This is a genomic window from Arthrobacter globiformis, assembly GCF_046536215.2.
GTDB lineage: Bacteria > Actinomycetota > Actinomycetes > Actinomycetales > Micrococcaceae > Arthrobacter > Arthrobacter globiformis_E.
The window spans coordinates 2,624,808-2,645,881 of the sequence record NZ_CM143421.1 but is presented as its reverse complement, the minus strand read 5'-3'; the positions used below and the strand labels follow the sequence as shown (position 1 = coordinate 2,645,881).

Genomic DNA, 21,074 nt, shown 5'->3' with positions numbered 1-21,074 from the left:
TTGAGACCAAACCCGTGCGGCGGGGCCCAGTCCCTGGGTCAGGCGGGCAGCCGGTAGCCGCCCTGGTGCAGCTCCGCCAGGCCGTCCGCGAGGAGGCCCGCCAGTGCCCGTTCCAGCTGCTCCGGCGCGCAGTTCAGCCGTTGCAGGGCCGCCAGTGGCACGCCGATGCCGGACGCCTCGAACCCGAGGTCTGCCGGAGCCTGCTGGAACATCTCCGCCGGCACCGGTGCGTCAGCCAGGCGGAGGACGGCCATCACGCCGCCGCGGACCTGGCGGTCGGTGCCGTGCCACGCCTGGCCCTTGGGCGTGTACGACGGCGGCGGCTCGCCGGCGGCGAGCCAGGCACACCGGTGGCGCACCGGGCACGCCGCGCACTTGGGTGAACGCGCCGTGCACACCAGCGCCCCCAGCTCCATGACCGAAGCGTTCCAGCGGACGGAAGTGCCGGCGTCGGACGGCAGCAGCTCCGCGGCAAGCCGCATCTCCGCGGCCGTCAGCGCGGGGGCGGGCAGGGCGGCGCCGGAAAAGAGCCGCGCGTGGACGCGCCGGATATTGGTGTCCACCACGGTCTCGCGGCGGCCAAAGGCAAAGGCAGCGACGGCGGCCGCAGTGTAGCTGCCCACGCCGGGCAGGCCGAGCAGCTCGGTGTAGTCGGACGGGACCTCGCCTCCGTGGTCACGTTCGATGGCGGCGGCGGCGGCATGCAGCCTGAGCGCGCGCCGCGGATAGCCGAGCCGGCCCCAGGCGCGGACCGCTTCACCCGCGGATTCCCGGGCCAGCGCGGCAGGCTCCGGCCACCTGCGAATCCACTCTTCCCACACCGGCAGCACCCGCACCACGGGAGTCTGCTGCAGCATGATCTCGCTGACCAGCACGCCCCAGGGCGTACGGTCGGGCGCGCGCCACGGCAAATCCCGGGCCTCGGCGTCGAACCAGCCGTCCAATGTTGAGTGGACGTCCGCCAGCTCGGCGGAGGCCGGTTCGGCAGCGGCTAAACCGGGCCCGGGCGCGGCAGGGCTGGGCGTGGCGGGATAAACGGTTGTGGTTTTGATGCCAACACTCTAGTTGAAAACCCCGCCGGCGGTTCCCGGCCGGGTACCGTCAGCTCGCCTCCTGCTCCACGGGAGGCAGTCCCTCCCGCCGCCCCGGCAGCCGCCGAACATGGCCGTGCAGGGTTTCCCCGCCGCGGCCATTGGGCGCCGGAACAGCAAGGGCCACCACAAAGCTGGCACTGTTCGGATCCACCGAGCGGATGGTCAGGCTCCGCGTTCCTTCCGGTATAGAGGGCGCAAAGAACTGCAGCTGGCGGGAGCCGACGGTGGCCACCTCGTCCAGCTTGTACTCTGTGCCAAAGTGGTCATGGATGACGATTTCGGGGGTTTGCGGCTCGTCTTCATTGACTGAGGCGAGATGCAGGTTCACCACGATTCCGGTGTCCCAGATCTCAACCGCAAGCACCGTGAACTCAGTCCCCTGGCTCTGATGTTTGCCAAACGTCAGCGGCAGAAGGACGCGTTCGAGGTGACCGCCAGACACATGATCTACCATCACTTGGTCCTCTCCTACTCGGCCCGGTAAGTGGTAACCGGGATTCAATTTTAGTAAGTGTGCTGACAGTTGTCACCCAAATTTACGTTACGAATTGGACATGGTGCGGCCGGGGCGGCGTGGTGGTGCGGCAGAAGCCCGGGCGTTCCCTAGCCTAGAAGGATGGGCAGGCAAGACACTCCGAATTCCGGCGCGGGCAAGAACCGGTCACCAAAAACCGCGGCACAGAAAACGGCACCCGGGAAAACGGCACCGCGCACCGGGCGCAAGCCGAGCCCCGCCGTGTACCGCCGGCGTCGGCTCTTCGCCGGAGTGGCGCTGCTGCTGGTCCTGTGCCTGATCGCCGGCGGTGTCGCAACGCTCACCAGCCTGCTCGGCGGCGCCCAGCAGGCCTCGTCCGCGCAGGATGCGTCCACGGAAGGCACCAGCGCGGCCCAGCCGGCCGCAACGCCGTCGGCCAGCCCGTCGGCGACGCCCTCAGCCTCGCCCACCTGCGACCAGAAGCTCGTGACGGTCAAGGCGACCACGAACAAGACGTCCTACACCGCGGATGAAAAGCCGGTGCTGAGCCTCACGGTCACCAACGGCGGAAAGCTTCCGTGCAAGGTGAACATCGGCACGTCGCAGATGGACTACCTGGTCACCAGCGGTTCGGACCGGGTCTTCTCATCCGCCGACTGCCAGGCGGCCAGCACGGACCTCGTCAAAACCATCGCGCCCGGCAAGAGCGAAACCGCGAACTTCCCGTGGCCGCGCAACCGCTCCGTGCAGGGTTGCGAACAGGTGGCCGAGGGCGCGGTTGGCGGCGGGTACTACGTCTTCATAGCCAAGCTTGGCGCGAAGGTCAGCGCGCCGACGGTCTTCCAGCTCAGCTGACGGATCTAGAGGAACCTGTCCAGCAGGCTGGCCTCGGCCATCCGGCTGAGGCCCTCGCGGACGGTGCGGGCGCGCTGGTCGCCGATGCCGTCCACGGTCATCAGGTCGTCGATGGTGGCGGCCATGAGGTGCTGCAGCCCGCCAAAGTGGTCCACCAGCCTGTCCGCGACGGCCTTCGGCACGGCCTTGAGCCCGGAAAGGAGCCGGTAGCCCCGCGGCTGCACCACGGCGTCGAGGGTGTCCACGCCGCCGGCGAAGCCGATGATTCCGGCGATCTTGCTGAGGTCGATCAGCTCGGTGGGGCCGAGGTTGAGGAGGGCGCTGACCGCGCCGTCGATGTCCTCCGGGGACGCGTTCGGCCCCGCGTAGTCGCGGATGATGATGTCGCTGCCCGGGCCGCGGCCCACGGTGAGCTCGTCCAGCTGCAGGGACAGGAGCCTGCCGTCCTCGCCCAGCTCCAGCACATACTGCGAGATCTCCTCGGAGATCCGGCGCACCATCTCCTGGCGCTGCAGGGTCACGGCCACATCACGGACGGTCACCATGGCCTCGATCTCCAGGGCGGAGAGCGAGCTGGTCACCTGGTCCAGGCGTGAACGGTAGCGTTCCAGCGTGGCCAGGGCCTGGTTGGCACGGGCCAGGACCTTTTCGGAGCCCTCGAGCACGTGCCGCAGCCCGTTGACGTACAGGGCGATGATCTGCATGGACTGGCTCACCGAGATCACGGGAACGCCGGTCTGGATGGCGACGCGTTCGGCCGTCCGGTGGCGGGTGCCGGATTCCTGGGTTTCGATGCTGGGGTCCGGCACGAGCTGCACGGCCGCCCGGAGGATGTTGCCGGCGTCCCTGTCGCAGATGATGGCGCCGTCCATCTTGGCCAGTTCCCGGAGCCGGGTGGGGGAGAAGTCGATGCCGATGTCGAAGCCGCCGGAACAGATGGAGTCGATGGTCCGGTCCGAGCCCAGTACGATCAGCGCGCCGGTGCGTCCGCGGAGAATGCGTTCCAGGCCGTCGCGCAGTGCGGTCCCCGGGGCCACCCTCCCCAAAGTCGCCTTGAGCGATTCTTCAGGGCTGCGAGCCATAGATATTCCCTTCAAAGGTGCAGGCGGGGCCTGCAGGTTTGCCGGTTGGGACTGGTCCGCCGGCAGGATCAAAAGTACTCGGTTTCCCGCATGCACCATCCTAGAGGTAGATTACCCCAGCAACCGCACGGGCAAGCCTTAAAGTGCCCCGTCGGAGGCCTGCGGAAGCGGCATCCGGAGTGCGTCCGACGGCGGTTGGCTGAGGGGCACTTTTGGCCCGCCTTCGGTGCGGATTCCGCCCCTGCGATAAACTTGGAGCCTTGGCTGGCAGGTTTCGCCGCCACATTTTCCAACCCAGGATCCCCAGCGGATCGCAGTGAAAGTAGCACCGTGTCCCAAGAAGTGCAGAGCCCCGCCCGAGTGCACGAGATCCACAAGCAGGCCTCCCGGCGCCGGACGTTCGCCGTCATCTCCCACCCTGACGCCGGCAAGTCCACGCTCACCGAGGCCCTTGCCCTGCATGCGAAGGTGATCGGCACCGCGGGCGCTTCCAGCGGCAAGGCCAACCGCAAGGAAACGGTCTCGGACTGGATGCAGATGGAGAAGGACCGCGGCATCTCCATCAGCTCGGCCGCCCTGCAGTTCTCCTACCGGGACACCGTCATCAATCTGCTGGACACCCCCGGCCACGCCGACTTCTCCGAGGACACCTACCGGGTTCTCGCCGCCGTCGACTGCGCAGTGATGCTGGTGGACGCGGCCAAGGGCCTCGAGACCCAGACCATGAAGCTGTTCGAGGTCTGCAAGCAGCGGAACCTCCCCATCATCACGGTCATCAACAAATGGGACCGCCCCGGCCTGGACGCGCTGGCCCTCATGGACGAGATCACCGAGCGCACCGGGCTGCAGCCCATGCCGCTAACCTGGGCCGTGGGCATCTCCGGGGATTTCCGCGGTGTCTGGGACCTTCGCAACGACCGGTTCGCGCGCTTCCAGCGGAACAACGCCGGCGCCAGCATCGCCCTCACCGAATACTTCACGCCCGAAGAGGCCGCCGAAAGCCAGGGCGGCAACTGGACGGACGCCGTGGACGAGGCGGGCCTGGTCATCGAGTCCAACCTCGCGTTCGACGTCGAGAGCTTCCACGCCGGCAAGGCCACGCCCATCCTGTTCAGCTCCGCGGCGCTGAACTTCGGCGTCAAGGAACTCCTGGACGCGCTGGTGGACTTCGCGCCGCCGGCCGCGCCCCGGCCGGACATCGAGGGCAGCCCGCGCGCCGTGGAGTCGCCGTTCTCCGGCTTCGTCTTCAAGGTCCAGGCCGGCATGAACAAGGCCCACCGCGACCACGTTGCCTTCATCCGTGTCTGCTCCGGCGTTTTCGAGCGCGGCATGGTGGTCACCCAGACCCGGACCGGCAAGTCGTTCGCCACGAAGTACGCACAGCAGGTGTTCGGCCGCGAACGCGAGGTCATCGACGAGGCCTACCCGGGCGACGTCGTGGGCCTGGTGAACGCGTCCTCGCTGCGCGTGGGGGACAGCCTCTTCCTTGAGGAAGCCGTGGAGTTCCCGGCCATTCCGCTGTTCGCCCCCGAACACTTCCAGGTTGCCCGTTCCAAGGACCCCAGCCGCTTCAAGCAGTTCCGCCGCGGCATCGAGCAGCTCGAGCACGAGGGCGTCATCCAGGTGCTGCGCTCCGACGTCCGCGGTGACCAGGCGCCCGTGCTTGCCGCCGTCGGACCCATGCAGTTCGAAGTGGTGGAGGACCGCATGGCGCACGACTTCAGCGCGCCCATGCGCCTGGAACGCCTGCCGTACTCCATGGCAAGGATCTCGTCGGCGGATGCCATGGCTGCGCTGGCCAACGTACCGGGCGCCGAGGTGCTGCTGCGGTCCGACGGCGAATACCTGGCACTCTTCAACGATGTCTGGGCCCTGCGCCGCATCGAGAAGAACCACCCCGATCTCACGCTGGTACCCATCGGGACGCACAACCCCGCTAAGTAGCGGCATCAACGGGGGCTCCGGCTCCCGAACCCCGACGGGGGGCTCCGGCCGCCGAACGGTCTCCCAAACAACGAAGCAAGGTATCGCCGTGTCCACAAACCAACAGTCTGCAGTCCCATCAGCCAGGGTCGTCGTGACAGGCATGGGCTCCATGAACCCGCTCGGGGCCACCGTGGCCGGGACCTGGGAGGCGATGCTGGCCGGACGCTCGGGCATCGCTGCGCTGGAGGACGGCTGGGCTGAGGCCCTGCCGGTGCGCATCGCCGGGCGGGTCACCGCCGACCTCGGCGCGTTCCTCAGCACCCGGGAGCTGAAGCGGATGGACCGCTGCGGCCAGCTGGCGCTCGTGGCCTCGCGCGAGGCGTGGGAGCAGGCCGGGAAGCCCGCCGTCGAACCGGAGCGGCTCGCCGTCGTGATCGGCTCGGCGTACGGCGGCATGGACACCGTGCTCGCCCAGGTCAGGGAGCTGGACAACGGCGGCCCGCGCAAGGTTTCCCCGCACACCCTGACCCGGCTCATGGTGAACGGGCCGTCCGCGTGGGTTTCCATCGACCTCGGTGCCAAGGGCGGGGCACGCACTCCGGTGAGCGCCTGTGCGTCCGGGGCAGAAGCGATCGCCCAGGGTGCCGACATGATCAGGTCCGGGGCGGCCGACGTCGTCATTGCCGGCGGTGTGGATGCGTGCGTCAATGACCTGATCATCAGCGGGTTTTCCCAGATCCGGGCGCTCTCCACGCGCAATGGCGATCCGGAGCGGGCTTCGCGGCCGTTCGACCGGGACCGCGACGGGTTCGTGCTGTCCGAGGGTGCGGGGATCGTGGTGCTGGAGAGCGAGAACCACGCGCGCGCCCGCGGCGCGAAAGTGCTGGGCGGCATTGCCGGGGCAGCCGTGACCTCGGACGCGAACGACATCGTGGCGGCCGATCCGGACATGCAGGTGCGGGTCATGGAGAAGGCCCTTGCCTCAGCCGGCCTCCGCGGCACGGACATCGGGTTCGTGCACGCACACGCCACCTCGACGCCGGTAGGGGACCGGCTGGAGGCGCAGGCCATCAAGGCCATTGCCGGCGGCCAGGTGCCGGTGACTTCCACGAAATCCCTCACCGGCCACCTGCTCGGCGGAGCGGGTGCGCTGGCCGCCATCGCCACGCTGCAGGCACTCCGGACCGGCGAGCTGCCCGGCACCTACAACGTGGCTTCCCTTGATCCCGAGGTGGACCTCAACGTCATCACCGGTACCGTCAGTGGCAGCACCGCGACGGCGGGGCTCGTCAATGCGTTCGGGTTCGGCGGGCACAGCGCGGCCCTCGTCATCACCAGCGCCTAATCTTTTGCGCTTCCTGGCCCGGACCAGGGCTGCGGCAGGAGCTGCCCGTAGACTGGCCGTGACGCCCGCGCTGCCCCGCCGATCCTGTGGAAAGGACCGCCAATGATGCCCCGTGCCTCGTTCCGGCTTTTCCGAACCGGGCTGATTGGCTCCCTCGTTATCGGGTTTGCAGCAGGCGGGCACCTTGCAGGCGGCGGCATGCTTCCTTCCGCGGCCATCCTGGCGGCGCTGTTCGCCGTGACCCTGGTTCCCGTCGCCGCACTGACCAGGTTCCGGCTCTCCTGCCCGGCCCTGGTTGGCCTGCTGGGTTCCGGCCAGCTCTGGCTGCACTGGGCCTTCGATGCCCTGGGCGGCGCGCGTGGTGCCTCACCGGCGTCCGCTGCCGTGCTGCCGGGCCATGCCAGCCACACGGGTCCCGCCTTGGCGCCGGCATTCCTGAATCCTGATGCACTGGGCGCAGCAGGCCCGGCCGCCGCAGGAAGCGTCCATGCGGCGGCTACCGACGGCGTCATGTTCGCTGCGCATGCCATCGCCACCGTGTGCACCGCCGTCGTGCTGGCCCGCGGCGAACGCGTGCTGGCAGCACTTGCCTCGTGGCTGCAACCGCTTTTCCGCCGGCCGGAGCCGGCCGTCATCCTTCCCGAGCGAATCCCCGCTCCTTTGCCGGTGCCGGCCGTCCTTCCCCGGACGCGGGCCGGCGTGCGCCTGCCAGCCCGGCGCGGGCCGCCGGTGCCTTTGGCCGCCTAAACGGGCTCCCAACAGAGCGGGCCGTTCCATTCCGGACGGTTCGCTTTTCAGGTAGGGTCCGACGGCGGCGTGCAGCTACCAGCCCATGACGCCCCGAAGCTTCAGATCGCCTTGAGGGCACATGGGCCCCTGACTGATTTTCCTGAAAGGCAAGACCCTCATGAACACCTCCATTCGCCGTGCCCTTAAGTCCGCGGCAGCTGCCTCCCTCACGGCAGGCCTCCTCGCCGCCGGTGCCGCCGCAGCCTCCGCACACGTCACGGTTGACCCCTCCGCGACCGCCGAGGGCGGCTTCACCAAGCTGACATTCAGTGTTCCGAACGAATCCGGCACGGCCAAGACCAACCGGCTGGAGGTCAAGCTCCCCACCGACACCCCGCTGACCTCGGTGTCCGTGAAGCCGATGGACGGCTGGAAGGCGCAGGTGGTCACCACCACGCTGCCCAAGCCCGTGGAGATTGCCGGCGCAACAGTCACCAAGGCACCCACCAGCGTGATCTGGACCGCGGATAGCGCCCACCAGATCGGGCCGAACGAATTCCAGACCTTCACGCTGTCCGTCGGCCGGCTACCGGCCGCGGGCACCACCCTGATGCTGCCCGCGGCCCAGGGCTACACCGACGGAACCACCGTCAACTGGGCGGATGCGGCCGAGGCCGGGCACGACCACGCCTCCGCCACCTCTTCCGCGAGCCCCTCGGCGGCGGCTTCCTCTGCCGCCGCCCCGGCACCGGCGGAGGCGGAGGAACACCACCCGGCGCCGTCGTTCGTGGTCACTGCGGCGGAAGAAGGGTCCGCAGGTGCGGCGCAGGGCGCTGAACCGGCCAGCTCGGCGTCGGAAGCCACGGAAGCCACGGAATCCAACGGCGGCCAGGCCGTCGGCTGGATCGGGCTGGTGGCGGGTCTGCTTGGCCTCGCCGCGGGTGCCACGGCCCTGGCCCGCACGCGCGCGGTCAAGAAGTAGCCCAACACTCCTTTCAAAAAAGCAGCGGCCCGCACCGTCACCTGGAACTGCCAGGGGACGGTGCGGGCCGTTTTACTTGTCCGGCCACGGGACAGTCAGGGCATAAGGCTCAGCAGGTCCAGAACCTCGGTCAGGTGTCCGACTTCCCTTACGGAAAAGCCGGCCGGGACCAGGCCGGGACCGGTGGGGCTGGCCGGAACGACTGCGTGCGTGAAGCCCAGCCGGTGGGCTTCATGGATGCGCTGGTTGATTCCCGGCACAGGGCGGACCTCGCCGGCCAGCCCCACCTCACCGAAGGCGATCAGGCGCTGCGGCAGCGGTTTCTTGTGTTTCGCGGAGGCCACCGCCAGCGCGACGGCGAGGTCGGTGGCCGGCTCGCTCAGTTTCACGCCGCCCACCGTGGCCACGTAGGAATCGTCCTTCTGCAGTTGGCAGCCGGCACGCTGCTGCAGGACCGCCAGGAGCATGGACACCCGGGAGCCGTCCAGGCCGCTCGTTGCCCGGCGCGGCTGTGAGTTCTGAGTCTCGGCCATCAGCGATTGCACCTCGGCCAGCAGCGGCCGGCGGCCCTCCATGGTGACAGTGATGCAGGTGCCGGATACCGGCTCCTGGGTGCGGGTGACGAATAGCCCGCTGGGATCGGCGAGCCCCAGGATGCCGTCCTCGGTGAGGTCGAAGCAGCCCACGTCATCGGTGGGCCCGTAACGGTTTTTGACCGCCCGCAGCAGCCGGAGCCGGGAGTGGCGCTCACCCTCGAACTGGCAGACCACGTCCACAAGGTGCTCCAGCAGGCGGGGCCCGGCGATGGAGCCGTCCTTGGTCACGTGCCCCACCAGCAGCGTGGTCATGTTCCGGCGCTTGGCCGCGGAAATGATCGAGGCTGCCACCTCGCGGACCTGGGAGACGCCGCCGGCGCTGCCCTCAACGTCCGCGCTGCTGAGCGTCTGCACGGAGTCCACCACCAGCAGCTTCGGCTCCACCTTTTCCACCTGGCCAAGCGCCTGGCCGAGGTCGGTCTCCGCGGACAGGTAGAGGGTGTCCGCGATGGCGCTGATCCGCTCCGCGCGCAGCTTCACCTGGGCCGCTGATTCCTCGCCTGTCACGTACAGGACGCTCTGACCGGTGCGGGCGAACTTGGCGGCCACATCCAGCAGCAGCGTCGACTTTCCCACGCCCGGCTCGCCCGCGAGCAGGATCACGGCGCCGGGCACCACGCCGCCGCCAAGCACGCGGTCGAGTTCATCAACGCCGGTGGGCAGGTAAGCGGCGGTGGTGGCGTCAACCTCGGCAATGGGGCGGGCTGGCTCCAGAACTGTAGTGGCCGCCGTCGTACGTGCTACCGCGGCGCCGGTTTCCTCAACGGTGCCCCACGCCTGGCACTCACCGCACCGGCCCACCCACTTGACCGTGGTCCAGCCGCATTCCGCGCATTTATAGCCCGGCGCCTTGGAAGCCCGGGAAGTCTTTGTAGCCATTGCTCCACAGTATCCGTCGGGTACGACAATATTTGCGCGCCTACAGCGGGGGCAAAAGGTCACGCGCCTCGCTGGAATCGATGCCGGCGGCTTCCAGCAGGTCCACCATGAGCGGCCGGAACAGCATCACCACTGTCTCGCCCTCGAGCTTCTGCACCTTCAGCACCCTCGGGTGCAAGCGCCCGGCGATCTCGCCCAGGTCCTGCCGTGCGCTGCGCAGGTGGGCATGGCGGGCACCCTCCTGCACCTCGGCTAGGCCCAGTGAAAGCTCTTCCACGGCCGCGGCCGTCTCCTGCAGCACCTCGGCGATGTTCTCCGTGGCTTCGTCGGACAGCGCGGCGTGGTTGATGGAACTGGTGAGCCGGCGGGCGAAGACGCGGCTGTTGCGGAGTGCAAGGTCGATGTACTCGAGTGACTGCTCCAGCCGGTCGAGTTCGTCCCGGTGCCGGCGGTAGGCGGGCGCCAGCGTGGCCACCTCGCCGGAGGCCCGCAGCGAGTGCCGCATGGCGTCGACCAGCGGCTGGCTGTTCCGGCCCCGGACCAGGGCATGCCAGGCCCGGGTGGAGTCGCTGTCCACCAGGGCTGCGGCGCATTCCCGCAGCACTTCGGCGAGTTCGTGGAGCAGCTTCTGGACGTCCTTGCGGGGTTCCCTGCGGGGATCCTTGGGCGCCAGGATGGTGACCAGCAGTGCCACCACGCCGCCCACCACTGCGTCGATGCTGCGGGTGAAGGGACCGCCCGCAGGCGCCGGCAGCAGCACCACCAGCAGCGACTGCAGCGCCAGCTGCGTGGTGAAGATGTTGCCGCTGTCCAGGAAACGGGCCAGCAGGATGGAGACCAAAAGTACGACGGCGGCCTGCCAGATCCCGGCCCCGAGCCAGTGGAGCAGCATGTCGCCCACCGCGATGCCGATGGTGCAGCCCAGGCCCACCTCCATCACCCTGCGCATGCGCAGATCGCGGGAGAATCCGAGGGCAATCAGGGCGGACGTGGCCGCGAACAGTGGGCCGGTATGACCCAGGACGTACTCGGCAAAGGCGTAGGCGGCAACGGCTCCGAAAGTCATCTGGATCGCGGGGACCAGTGAATTCCGGCTCCGGACCATCCCAGTCCTGATCCTGCCCCGAAGGAAGCGTCTGCTGGCGGAGAGTCCGGTCTGGGGCATGGCTTCAGTCTATGGCCGGAGCCAGTGCAGACCGGGAACCCGACGCCTCGGTGACAAGCCACCCGGATAGCCAACGAGGGAAGCCGAAAAACGGCAGGGCCGCCGTCGCGTTGGTGCGACGGCGGCCCTTTTGTCCTGCGGTGTTCCGGTGAGCCGGTTAGCCGTTGATGATTTGGGGGACGCCGAGGGCTTTGAGGCCTTCGACGCCGAATTCGAGGCCGTAGCCGGATTGTTTGGCGCCGCCGAAGGGGACGCGGGGGTCGACGGCGCCGTGTTTGTTGATCCAGACGGTGCCGGCCTGGATGCGGGCGGCGACTTCGCGGGCTGCGGGGAGGTTGGGGGACCAGACGGAGGCGCCGAGTCCGACGTCGAGGGCGTTGGCCATCTCCACTGCCTCGTCGATGGTGGTGTAGCGGATGATGGGCAGGGCGGGGCCGAATTGTTCTTCGGTGACGAGGGGGTTGTTGTTGTCGATGTCGGCGACGAGGGTGGTGGGGTAGAAGTAGCCGGGCTGGCCGGGGTCGGGGTTGCCGCCGAGCAGGATCCGGGCGCCGGAGTCGCGGGCGGCTTGGACGAGGGTGGCGACGATGTCGTATTGGGCTTTGTTTTGGAGCGGGCCGAGGACGTTGTTTTCGTCCAGGCCGTTGCCCATGGGCATGGTTTTGGCGATGGTGGTGAGTTCGTTGCAGACGGCGTCGTAGATGTCGTTGTGGACGTAGAGGCGTTTGAGGGCGGCGCAGGTTTGGCCGGTGTTGATGAACGCGCCCCAGAACAGGTCCTGGGCGATGGTTTTGGGGTCGGCGTCGGGCAGGACGATGCCGGCGTCGTTGCCGCCGAGTTCGAGGGTGAGGCGTTTGACGGTGTCGGCGGAGGATTTGATGATCGCTTTGCCGGCGGGGGTGGAGCCGGTGAACATGATTTTGCCGACGGCGGGGTGTTCGGCGAGGCGGGCGCCGACTTCGCGGTCGCCGGAGATGGCGGTCAGGACGTTCTCGGGGAGTTCTTCGTTGAGGACCTTGATCAGGGCCAGGACGGAGAGCGGCGTCATTTTGGAGGGCTTGACGACAGCGGTGTTGCCCATGCGCAGTGCGGGGGCGATCTGCCAGATGGTGATCATCATGGGCCAGTTCCAGGGGCCGATGGCGCCGACGACGCCGATGGGCTTGTAGTGGAGTTCGGCGTAGGTTTCGCCGTCGTCGACGATGACTTCGGGTGTGAGTTCGGTGGCGGCGGTGGCGCGGAGCCAGGCGGCGCAGGCGCCGACTTCGAAGCGGGCGTTGGGGCCGTTGAGGGGTTTGCCCTGTTCGCGGGAGAGGAGCTGGGCGAGTTCCTCGGCGGAGCGTTCGACGGCGTCGGCGGCCTTGAGCAGGGCGGCGGACCGGGCGTCGTGGCCCAGTGCGGCCCAGGCGGGCTGGGCGGCGACGGCCGCGGCCACCGCGGTTTCCAGGTCCTCAACGGTGTGGACCGGCGCCTCGCCCACGACGCCGCCGGTAGCGGGATCGTACATGGTCCGGCTGTCCTGACCGGGGCCGGCGGTGACGGACGCGAGGAGGGCATCGTAGGTTTCCAAGAGGTACTCCACTTCGAGTAGGAAAGTGCGCTCAGCCGGGCGGCGAGGCGGGCATATCTAAGTGTTCTCCGCGCCCGGGGCCGCTGGCTTGTCTTTGGGTGCAGAACCCTTGACTTGGGGCGAACTGACTGGCTGGACTGCCCCTCTGGCAACTCCCGTCGATTGCTCCGTAGAAGCCCTTTTCATGCTCCAAAACGGCGTCTACGGAGCAACGGATGGGAGTTTTTGTCCAGATATCGTGGGATTGCCGGCACTCGATGGTGGTGCCGATGATGGTGGCGATCGCTACGCGGCGGTTATCCGTTGCCGAGCCGCGCTGCCCGTGCTGGACAGTACTCAATGCTTTTTCCTTCAGTTGGCGTAAGGGTCGGCGATGCCGATGTATTGGGTGGTGGTGTATTCGGCGATGCCTTCGGAGCCGCCTTCCCGGCCGAGGCCGGATTGCTTGACGCCGCCGAAGGGTGCTGCGGCGTTGGAGATGACGCCGGCGTTGAAGCCGACCATGCCGAATTCGATTTGTTCGGCCACGCGCAGGAGCCGGTTGAAGTCCCGGCTGTAGAGGTAGGAGGCGAGGCCGTATTCCGAGGCGTTGGCGAGCCGGATGGCGTCCTCTTCGGTGGCGAAGGTGGTGACGGGTGCGACGGGTCCGAAGATCTCCTGGCGGAGGATGGCGGCGTCGTTGGGGACATCGGCGAGGACGGTGGGCCGGGAGAAGTAGCCGGGACCGTCAACGGGTGCGCCGCCGGTGACGGCCGTTGCTCCGGCGTCGACCGCGGCCGTGACGAGGGCGTGCACATCGTCGCGGGCGCCGGTGTCGATCAGCGGGCCAACATTTGTGGTCGGTTCGGTGCCGCGGCCGGTGGTCAGGGCGCCCATGGCGGCGGCGAACTTCCGGGTGAATTCGGCGGCGACGGTTTCCTGGACGAGGAAGCGGTTGGCTGCGGTGCAGGCCTCGCCCATGTTCCGCATCTTGGCGGCCATGGCCCCTTCGACGGCGGCGTCGAGGTCGGCGTCCTCGAACACGATGAAGGGTGCGTTGCCGCCGAGTTCCATGGAGGTGCGCAGGACGTTCTGCGCGGCGTCGGCCATGAGCCGCTTGCCGACGGGGGTGGAGCCGGTGAAGGAGACCTTCCGCAGGCGCGGGTCGGCGAGCAGCGGCCCCGAGATCCCCGAGGCGGAGGAAGACGAAACCACGTTCAACACCCCGGCGGGGAGGCCGGCGTCGAGCATGGTCTGGGCGAAGTACTGGGCCGTCAAGGGGGTGAGCTTGGCTGGTTTGAGGACCATGGTGCAGCCGGCGGCGATGGCGGGGGCGACCTTGCGGGTGGCCATGGCGAGCGGGAAGTTCCACGGGGTGATGAGCAGGCAGGGGCCGACGGGTTTGTGCTGGACGAGGATCTTGTTCTTGCCCTCGGGCGTGGTGAGGTACCGGCCGTAGTCGCGGACGGTTTCTTCGGAGAACCAGCGGAGGAACTCGGCGCCGTAGGTGACTTCGCCGCGGGCCTCGGCCAGGGGCTTGCCCATTTCCAGGGTCATCAGCAGGGCGAAGTCCTCGGCACGTTCGGTGACCAGGTCGAATGCGCGGCGCAGGATCTCCGCACGTTCCCGGGGCGCGGTGCGCGCCCAGGAGGCCTGGGCGGCGTCGGCCGCGTCGAGCGCGGCAAGGGCGTCGTCGCTGGTGGCGGAGGCGAGGGTGGCGAGCACCTCCCCGGTGGCGGGGTCGTGCACGTCGAACGTGCCGCCGTCGGTCGCGTCCACCCATTGGCCGTTGATGAGCAGGCCGGTGGGGACGGACGCGAGCAGCGATGTCTCGCGCTCCGGTGAGATGGCAGGGGGCAGCGCAGAAGTAACTGTCATGGGAGAGAGTCCTAAAGAGGGGAAGAGTCAGTAGCTGGCCGGGGTGCCGCCGTCGGAGGGCCGGACGTACTCCGCGGCGAGGGCTTCGGAGCCGCGGGCCAGGAGGGCGACGTCGGCGCCCACCAGGATGAAGTCGGCACCTGCCGCGAGATAGGCGCGGGCGGTGGCGGGGGCGAAGGCGTTGACGCCGATGGGTTTGCCGGCCGCTTTGGCGGCGGCGAGGCAGTGTTCGACGGCGGCGCGCACCTCGGGGTGTTCTTGCTGGCCCAGCAGCCCCATGGACGCGGCGAGGTCGGATGGGCCCACGAAGATGGCGTCCACGCCGTCGACCTTCAGGATGTCCTCCACTGCCTCAACCGCGGCCGCCGACTCGATCTGCACCGTGACGCTGATGGTCTCCGATGCCCGGGCGAGGTAGTCCGGGACGCGGTTCCAGCGGGCCGCCCGGGCGAGTGCGGAACCGACGCCGCGGACCCCGTGGGGCGGGTAGCGGGTGGCGGCCACCGCGGCTTCGGCTTCGGCGACGGAGTTGACCATGGGGATGAGCAGGTTCTGCACGCCCAGGTCCAGGTACTGCTTGATCAGCACGGTGTCGTTCACGGGCGGCCGGACCAGGGTAGGGACCGGGTAGCCGTGGATGGCCTGCAGTTGGGCGAGGATGGATTCGAGCCCGTTGGGGCTGTGTTCGGCGTCCACCAGGAGCCAGTCCAGGCCGGACCCGGCGCAGAGCTCGGCGATGAGGGGGCTGCCGGAGCAGACCCACATCCCGGCCAGCGGCCGGTCAGTCACGGCGAGGGCGGACCGGAAGGTGTCTTCTATTCGAAGCGGCATGTGACGCTCCCGAGGGGTCCGTAGTCGGCGTGGACGGTGTCGCCCTTGTAGACCCAGAGCGGGCGGGTGAAGGAGCCGGCGAGGATGATGTCGCCGGCCTTCATGGAGTCCCCGTGCGCGGCGATCTTGTTGGCCAGCCAGTGGACGCCGTTGGCCGGGTGGTCCAGGACGCCGGCGGCCACGCCGGTTTCCTCCACGGTCTGGTTCTTGTAGAGGATCGCGGAGACCCAGCGGAGGTCGACGGCGTCCGGCTTCACCGGGCGGCCGCCCACCACCATGGCGCCCATCGCGGCGTTGTCGGAGATGGTGTCCACGATGGTCCGGCCCTCCATCTCGATCCTCGAATCGAGGATCTCGAGGGCCGGAACCACGTAGTCGGTGGCGTTGAGGACGTCGAAGATGGTGCAGCCGGGGCCTTTGAGCCCGTCCTTCAGGACGAACGCGAGCTCCACCTCCACCCGCGGGTGGGTGTACCTGTCCCATTGGACGGAGCAGCCGGTTTCCAGGACCATGTCATCGAAGATGGCGCCGTAGTCCGGTTCGGTGATGCCGGTGGCGGCCTGCATGGCCTTGGAAGTGAGGCCGATCTTGCGCCCCACCAGGGTCCGGCCGGCGTCCTCGTTGCGGCGCCGCCACAGCTGCTGCACCGCGTAGGAGTCCTCCACCGTCATGTCCGGGTAACGGGCAGTCAGCCGGGGCAGAGGGGTGCGGGTCCGGCCGGCTTCCACCAGCTCGTCCGCGATGGCCTCGATCGTCTTCGCGTCCAGCATCGGTTAGACCTGGGCTCCCAGCTTGAAGCCCTCCACCGCGGCGGAGGTCTCGTCCTTGCGGGTGTAGGAGAAGCCGTCGGCGCCGACGGTGACGGCCATTTCGGAGGCGTCGGTGCGTTCGATGACCGGTTGCGGGTTGCCGTCCAGGTCCAGGACCAGGGAGGCCTCGGTGTACCAGGACGGGACGACGGGGTTGCCCCACCAGTCGCGGCGCTGGTTGTCGTGGACGTCCCAGGTGATGGTGGGGTTGTCCGGGTCGCCGGTGTAGTAGTCCTGGGTGTAGATCTCGATGCGGTGGCCGTCCGGGTCCAGGATGTAGAGGTAGAACGCGTTGGAGACGCCGTGCCGGCCGGGGCCGCGTTCGATCCGGTCGCTGATGCGCAGGGCGCCCATTTTGTCGCAGATCTGGATGATGTTGTGCTTCTCGTGCGTGGCGAAGGCGACGTGGTGCATGCGCGGGCCGTTGCCGCCGGTGAGGGCGGTGTCGTGCACGGTCTGCTTGCGGTGCATCCAGGCGGCGTAGGTGACGCCGTCGGAGTCCTTGATGTCCTCGGAGACGCGGAAGCCGAGGTCCTCCAGGTAGGCGCGGCCGCGGGGAACGTCCGGGGTGACCTGGTTGAAGTGGTCCAGGCGCACCAGTTCGCCGGCTGAGTACAGGTCGTAGCGCTGGGTGAGGCGCTCGACGTGCTCGGTCTCGTAGAAGAACTCGTACGGGAAGCCCAGCGGGTCCTCGACGCGGACGGAGTCACCGATGCCCTTGGTGAAGCCTTCCTTCCGGCGCTCAACGCGGCAGCCAAGCTCGCGGTAGTAGGCCTCGGCTGCGTCCACCTCGGCGGGGGACTTCACCCGGTAGGCGAAGGCTGCCACGGCGGCGATGGGGCCCTGGCGCAGGACCAGGTTGTGGTGGATGAACTCCTCCAGGGAGCGGAGGTAGATGGTGTTTTCATCCTCTTCGGTGACGTGCAGGCCCAGGACGTCGACGTAGAACTCGCGCGACTTGGCGAGGTCCGTGACCACGATTTCCATGTAGGCGCAGCGCACGATATCCGGTGCCGGAACGCTGGGGGTGGGAACGAAGTTGGTCATGATGTTCTCTCTTCTTTGAAAGGGTGGGTAGCGCTTAGGCGCCGAATTTGGGGGTGTGGACGGAACCGAGCGAGATGTGCACGGCCTGCTGGTCGGTGTAGAAATCGATGGAGCGGTAGCCGCCCTCGTGGCCCAGGCCGGAGGCCTTGACGCCGCCGAACGGGGTGCGCAGGTCGCGGACGTTGTGGCTGTTCAGCCACACCATGCCGGCCTCCACGTTCTGCGAGAAGTTGTGGGCCCGGGTCAGGTTCTGGGTCCAGATGTAGGCCGCCAGGCCGTACTTGGTGTTGTTCGCCAAAGCCAGCGCCTCGTCGTCGTTCTCAAACGGCGTGATGGCGACGACGGGACCAAAGATCTCCTCCTGGAAGATCCGGGCGTCGGGGGAGACATCGGCGAAGACGGTGGGGGCGATGTAGTTGCCCTCCGGCAGGGCTTCCGGCCGTCCGCCGCCGGCCAGCAGCCGGCCCTCGGACTTGCCGATCTCCACGTAGGAAGCCACCTTCTCGTAGTGCTCCGGGTGGACCAGAGCCCCCACCTGCGTCTTGGGATCGTGCGGATCGCCCACCACGATGTTCCTGGCGCGGGCGGCGTACTTCTCGCAGAACTCCTCGTAGATGGCGCGTTCCACCAGGATGCGGGAGCCGGCGGTGCAGCGTTCGCCGTTGAGCGAGAAGACCCCGAACAGGGCGGAGTCGATCGCGGCGTCCAGGTCGGCGTCGGCGAACACGACGCACGGTGACTTGCCGCCGAGCTCCATGGAGAGGCCCTTGAGATTGGCGGCCGCGTTGCGGAAGATGGTCTGGCCCGTGGTGGTCTCGCCGGTGAAGGAGATCAGCGGAACGTCCGGGTGCTTGACCAGTGCGTCGCCGGCTTCCTCGCCCAGGCCGTTGACCAGGTTGAAGACGCCGTCCGGCAGGCCTGCTTCCTTGAAGATGGTGGCCCAGAGCGACGCGGACAGCGGGGTGAATTCGGCCGGCTTGAGGACCACGGTGTTGCCGGTGGCCAGGGCCGGGGCAAGCTTCCAGGACTCGAGCATGAACGGGGTGTTCCACGGGGTGATGAGCCCGGCGACGCCGATCGGCTTGCGGTTTACGTAGTTGATCTGCGAGCCGGGGACCTTCATGGCGTCGTCGAACTGGGCCACGATCAGATCCGCGAAGAAGCGGAAGTTCTCCGCCGCACGCAGCGCCTGGCCCTTGGCCTGGGTGATGGGCAGGCCGGTGTCGAAGGTTTCCAGTTCGGCGAGGCGGCTTTCCTGGGCCTCGACGGCGTCGGCGATCCGGTTCAGGACCTTGGCGCGCTCGCGGGGCTTCATCTTGGGCCACGGGCCGCTGGTGAACGCCTCGCGTGCTGCGGCAACGGCGAGGTCGATGTCTTCCCTCTGGCCTGCCGCGGCGGTGGCGTAGTTCTGATTGGAGACCGGGTCCAGGACGTCGAAGGTCTTCCCGCCCACGGAATCAACGAACTTGCCGTTGATGAAGTGCTGGATGTGGGTGGGCAGGTCCTCGGGAACGTAGTGCTTGGCTGCCGTTTCTACAGGGGTCGTCATCGTTGGTTTTCCTTACTGTCTAGAGCAACGCGGGGTCAGTTACAGCCGAATGCGGGGCCGTTATTGGGCGCTAAGTGACCCCGCGTTGGTTTGGGAGAGGTATGCGTCCAGGGTGGCGCTGCGGTGGAGTCGTGCTGCTTTTTCGATTGTGTCGGCGTCGGCACCGGTTTCAATGAGCCGGAGCAGGGCCTCGTGTTCGTCCACGGATTCGTGGGCCCGGCCGGGAACAAAGCGGAACGTTGAGGACCGCAGTGATGCCAGCCGGTTCCAGCCGCGGTGGACAAGATCCAGGATGTGCGGGTTGGGGCAGTGCTCGAACAGGACGCTGTGGAAGTCCTGGTTGAGCCGGGTGAAGCGGACGGGGTCGAAGTGCTGCAGGCAGTCGCGCATCTCGGCGTTCACGGCGCGTGCACGGGCAATGTCCGCCTCGCCGACCAGCGGCGCGGACAGCGCCGTGGCCGCACCCTCCACGATGCTCAGGGTCTGCATCGTGTAGAGGTACTCGGTGGGGTCGATGCCCGCCACCGTGGCGCCGACGTTGCGTTCGAACTTCACCAGGCCTTCGGCCTCGAGCCGGCGGATCGCTTCGCGGACCGGGACCACACTGAAGCCGAGGTCCTTGGCGATGGCGGCCAGGACCAGCCGGTAACCGGGCGTGTAAGTGCCTTCCACGATCCGGGCCTTGATGGCCTGGTAGGCCTGTTCGGACTTGCTGCCCGCGGTGCCTTCAGAAATGCCCGCGGGGGCGGCGACTGTTTCAGTCATTGGCCTTGCCTGCTTCCCATCGCTTCCCATTCCAAATACTTGGCGCGCCATTCCGCGTTGAGCGGGTAGAGCCCGTCCACGCTGTGTCCCTGCTCCACCATTTCGGCGATGAAGACCTCTTCGCGTTCCTGGGCGATGGAGTCGTCGGCCACTTCCTCGGCGATGGCCGGCGGGATCACCAGGATGCCGTCGGCGTCGGCCACGATGATGTCGCCGGGCTGCACGGTGGTGCCGCCGCAGGCGATGGTGATGTCCGTGTCCCACGGGATGTGGCGGCGGCCGAGGACGGCGGGGTGCGGGTTGGAGTAGTAGGTGGGCAGTTCCATGGCGGCGACGGCGGAGAAGTCACGGACCCCGCCGTCGGTGATGATGGCGGCGGCGCCGCGGACCTGGGCGCGCAGGGCCAGGATGTCGCCGATGGTGCCGGTGCCCTTCTCGCCGCGGGCTTCCATGACCAGGATTTCGCCCTCGTTGACGGAGTCGATGGCGCGTTTTTGGGCGTTGAAGCCGCCGCCGTGCGTCTTGAAGAGGTCTTCGCGGTTGGGCACGTAGCGCAGGGTCCGGGCCAGGCCCACCACCTTGCGGTCCGGGCGGGTGGCGGTGAGACCGTCGATGCTGACGTTGTTCAGGCCGCGCTTGCGCAGCTGGGAGGACAGGGTGGCGGTGCAGACGCTCTCCAGCTTGGCCTTCAGCTCCGGGTTCAGGACGGAGGCGGCAGTCTCTGAAGAAGTAGCCGGCAGCCCTGCCGCTTCCCGCGACCCGTACGCCTCTTCCCGCTGCAGATCATCGGCCTTCGGCTGGGCACCAAAGTCAGCGAACGCCGTCGTACCTTCCTTAACGGTGGTGGTGAGGCGTCCGGTGCTCAGCCCGCCGTCGCTGCCGTTCGAACCGACGGTACTGACTTCCACCTCCAGCACGTCGCCGGGTACGGCGACGGAGGCGCCGGCGGGCGTGCCGGTGAGGATGATGTCCCCCTCCTCGAGGGTGAGCAGCTGGGACAGATCCGCCACGAGCCGGGCGAACGGGAAGAGCAGGTCTTCGGTGGTGTCGTCCTGGACCAGGTCGCCGTTGTGCCAGGTGCGGATGCGCAGTTTGGCGGGGTCGACGGCGTCTGCCGGAATCAGTGCCGGGCCGACGGGGGTGAAGCCGTCGCCGCCCTTGGAACGGAGGTTGGAGCCCTTGTCCGCGTAGCGGAGGTCGTACACGCCCAGGTCATTGCTGGCCGTAACGGCGGCGACGTGGCTCCACGCGTCCCCGACCTCGACGCGGCGGGCGGCCTTGCCGATGATGATGGCGATCTCGCCCTCATAGCCGAGCAGTTCGCAGCCGGCCGGGCGTTCGACGGCGGTACCGGTCAGGGACAGCGACGACGACGGCTTCAGGAAGTAGGAGGGCTGCGCCGGGGTCCGGCCGCGCTGGGCTGCCCGGCTGGGGTAGTTGATGTGCACCGCGATCACCTTGCGCGCTGCTGCAAAGGTGTCGTCGTTGACCTGCTCCAAAGCGTTCTCCTCATCAGGT

General features: G+C 68.2%; 18 protein-coding genes. 5 read left to right on the top strand and 13 right to left on the bottom strand.

Translation table 11 applies throughout. The annotated features are described in order from the left end of the window. Positions 1 to 38: 38 nt before the first annotated feature. Together R5O87_RS11860 and R5O87_RS11855 are read right to left on the bottom strand one after the other, a co-directional pair. Positions 39 to 875: an A/G-specific adenine glycosylase gene (locus R5O87_RS11860; protein ID WP_410554310.1), complete on the bottom strand. Its 837-nt coding sequence runs from the start codon at positions 873 to 875 to the stop codon at positions 39 to 41. A 226-nt stretch (positions 876 to 1,101) separates the two neighbouring features. After that, positions 1,102 to 1,551, bottom strand: a complete 450-nt coding sequence (locus tag R5O87_RS11855) for a hypothetical protein (protein WP_410554107.1) — start codon at positions 1,549 to 1,551, stop codon at positions 1,102 to 1,104. A gap of 159 nt (positions 1,552 to 1,710) precedes the next feature. Between R5O87_RS11855 and R5O87_RS11850 the strand changes: the two genes are divergently transcribed. Further along, the gene (locus R5O87_RS11850) at positions 1,711 to 2,424 is read left to right on the top strand and encodes a hypothetical protein (protein WP_410554106.1); all 714 of its coding nucleotides are present in this window, start codon (positions 1,711 to 1,713) and stop codon (positions 2,422 to 2,424) included. Positions 2,425 to 2,429: 5 nt separating this feature from the next. Here the strand turns inward: R5O87_RS11850 and disA are convergent, their stop codons facing one another. Beyond that, positions 2,430 to 3,506 (bottom strand): DNA integrity scanning diadenylate cyclase DisA, encoded by a 1,077-nt coding sequence (gene disA, locus R5O87_RS11845; RefSeq protein WP_306920444.1) that lies wholly within the window; start codon positions 3,504 to 3,506, stop codon positions 2,430 to 2,432. A gap of 330 nt (positions 3,507 to 3,836) precedes the next feature. Between disA and R5O87_RS11840 the strand changes: the two genes are divergently transcribed. The 4 genes from R5O87_RS11840 to R5O87_RS11825 all read left to right on the top strand — a co-directional run bounded on the left by R5O87_RS11840 (position 3,837) and on the right by R5O87_RS11825 (position 8,488). Beyond that, positions 3,837 to 5,450, top strand: a complete 1,614-nt coding sequence (locus R5O87_RS11840; protein WP_410554105.1) for a peptide chain release factor 3 — start codon at positions 3,837 to 3,839, stop codon at positions 5,448 to 5,450. Positions 5,451 to 5,592: 142 nt separating this feature from the next. Next, on the top strand, positions 5,593 to 6,777 hold the full coding sequence (locus R5O87_RS11835) for a beta-ketoacyl-[acyl-carrier-protein] synthase family protein (RefSeq protein ID WP_462836439.1): 1,185 nt from the start codon (positions 5,593 to 5,595) through the stop codon (positions 6,775 to 6,777). A 198-nt stretch (positions 6,778 to 6,975) separates the two neighbouring features. Beyond that, positions 6,976 to 7,524 carry a hypothetical protein gene (locus R5O87_RS11830; RefSeq protein WP_410554103.1) on the top strand — a complete coding sequence of 183 codons (549 nt, stop codon included), beginning with the start codon at positions 6,976 to 6,978 and terminating at the stop codon, positions 7,522 to 7,524. 160 nt (positions 7,525 to 7,684) lie between these two features. Continuing rightward, entirely contained in the window at positions 7,685 to 8,488 is an 804-nt protein-coding gene (locus R5O87_RS11825) for a YcnI family copper-binding membrane protein (protein ID WP_410554102.1), read from the top strand. A gap of 95 nt (positions 8,489 to 8,583) precedes the next feature. Here the strand turns inward: R5O87_RS11825 and radA are convergent, their stop codons facing one another. From radA to R5O87_RS11775, 10 genes are all read right to left on the bottom strand, one after another. Beyond that, on the bottom strand, positions 8,584 to 9,963 hold the full coding sequence (gene radA, locus R5O87_RS11820; RefSeq protein ID WP_410554101.1) for a DNA repair protein RadA: 1,380 nt from the start codon (positions 9,961 to 9,963) through the stop codon (positions 8,584 to 8,586). Between the two features lie 40 nt (positions 9,964 to 10,003). Continuing rightward, on the bottom strand, positions 10,004 to 11,128 hold the full coding sequence (locus R5O87_RS11815) for an FUSC family protein (RefSeq protein WP_410554100.1): 1,125 nt from the start codon (positions 11,126 to 11,128) through the stop codon (positions 10,004 to 10,006). 157 nt (positions 11,129 to 11,285) lie between these two features. Continuing rightward, positions 11,286 to 12,698 (bottom strand): aldehyde dehydrogenase family protein, encoded by a 1,413-nt coding sequence (locus R5O87_RS11810; RefSeq protein WP_462836298.1) that lies wholly within the window; start codon positions 12,696 to 12,698, stop codon positions 11,286 to 11,288. Between the two features lie 351 nt (positions 12,699 to 13,049). Beyond that, on the bottom strand, positions 13,050 to 14,555 hold the full coding sequence (locus tag R5O87_RS11805; RefSeq protein WP_410557780.1) for an NAD-dependent succinate-semialdehyde dehydrogenase: 1,506 nt from the start codon (positions 14,553 to 14,555) through the stop codon (positions 13,050 to 13,052). A 27-nt stretch (positions 14,556 to 14,582) separates the two neighbouring features. Continuing rightward, a complete protein-coding gene (locus R5O87_RS11800) occupies positions 14,583 to 15,386 on the bottom strand; it encodes an HpcH/HpaI aldolase family protein (RefSeq protein WP_410557781.1) in 804 nt (267 codons plus the stop codon). Then, positions 15,371 to 16,156: a 2-oxo-hept-4-ene-1,7-dioate hydratase gene (hpaH, locus tag R5O87_RS11795; protein ID WP_410557782.1), complete on the bottom strand. Its 786-nt coding sequence runs from the start codon at positions 16,154 to 16,156 to the stop codon at positions 15,371 to 15,373. Before hpaH ends, R5O87_RS11800 begins: the two co-directional genes overlap by 16 nt. Before the next feature lie 3 nt (positions 16,157 to 16,159). Beyond that, complete coding sequence (hpaD, locus tag R5O87_RS11790) at positions 16,160 to 17,242, bottom strand: 3,4-dihydroxyphenylacetate 2,3-dioxygenase (protein WP_410557783.1); 1,083 nt, start codon at positions 17,240 to 17,242, stop codon at positions 16,160 to 16,162. A gap of 34 nt (positions 17,243 to 17,276) precedes the next feature. Next, positions 17,277 to 18,791 (bottom strand): 5-carboxymethyl-2-hydroxymuconate semialdehyde dehydrogenase, encoded by a 1,515-nt coding sequence (gene hpaE / locus R5O87_RS11785; protein WP_410557784.1) that lies wholly within the window; start codon positions 18,789 to 18,791, stop codon positions 17,277 to 17,279. A gap of 60 nt (positions 18,792 to 18,851) precedes the next feature. Beyond that, positions 18,852 to 19,556, bottom strand: a complete 705-nt coding sequence (locus R5O87_RS11780; protein WP_410557785.1) for a GntR family transcriptional regulator — start codon at positions 19,554 to 19,556, stop codon at positions 18,852 to 18,854. Next, positions 19,553 to 21,055, bottom strand: coding sequence for a fumarylacetoacetate hydrolase family protein (locus tag R5O87_RS11775; protein WP_410557786.1), 1,503 nt, complete (start codon positions 21,053 to 21,055; stop codon positions 19,553 to 19,555). The genes R5O87_RS11780 and R5O87_RS11775 overlap by 4 nt, the downstream gene beginning before the upstream one ends. Positions 21,056 to 21,074: the final 19 nt, after the last annotated feature.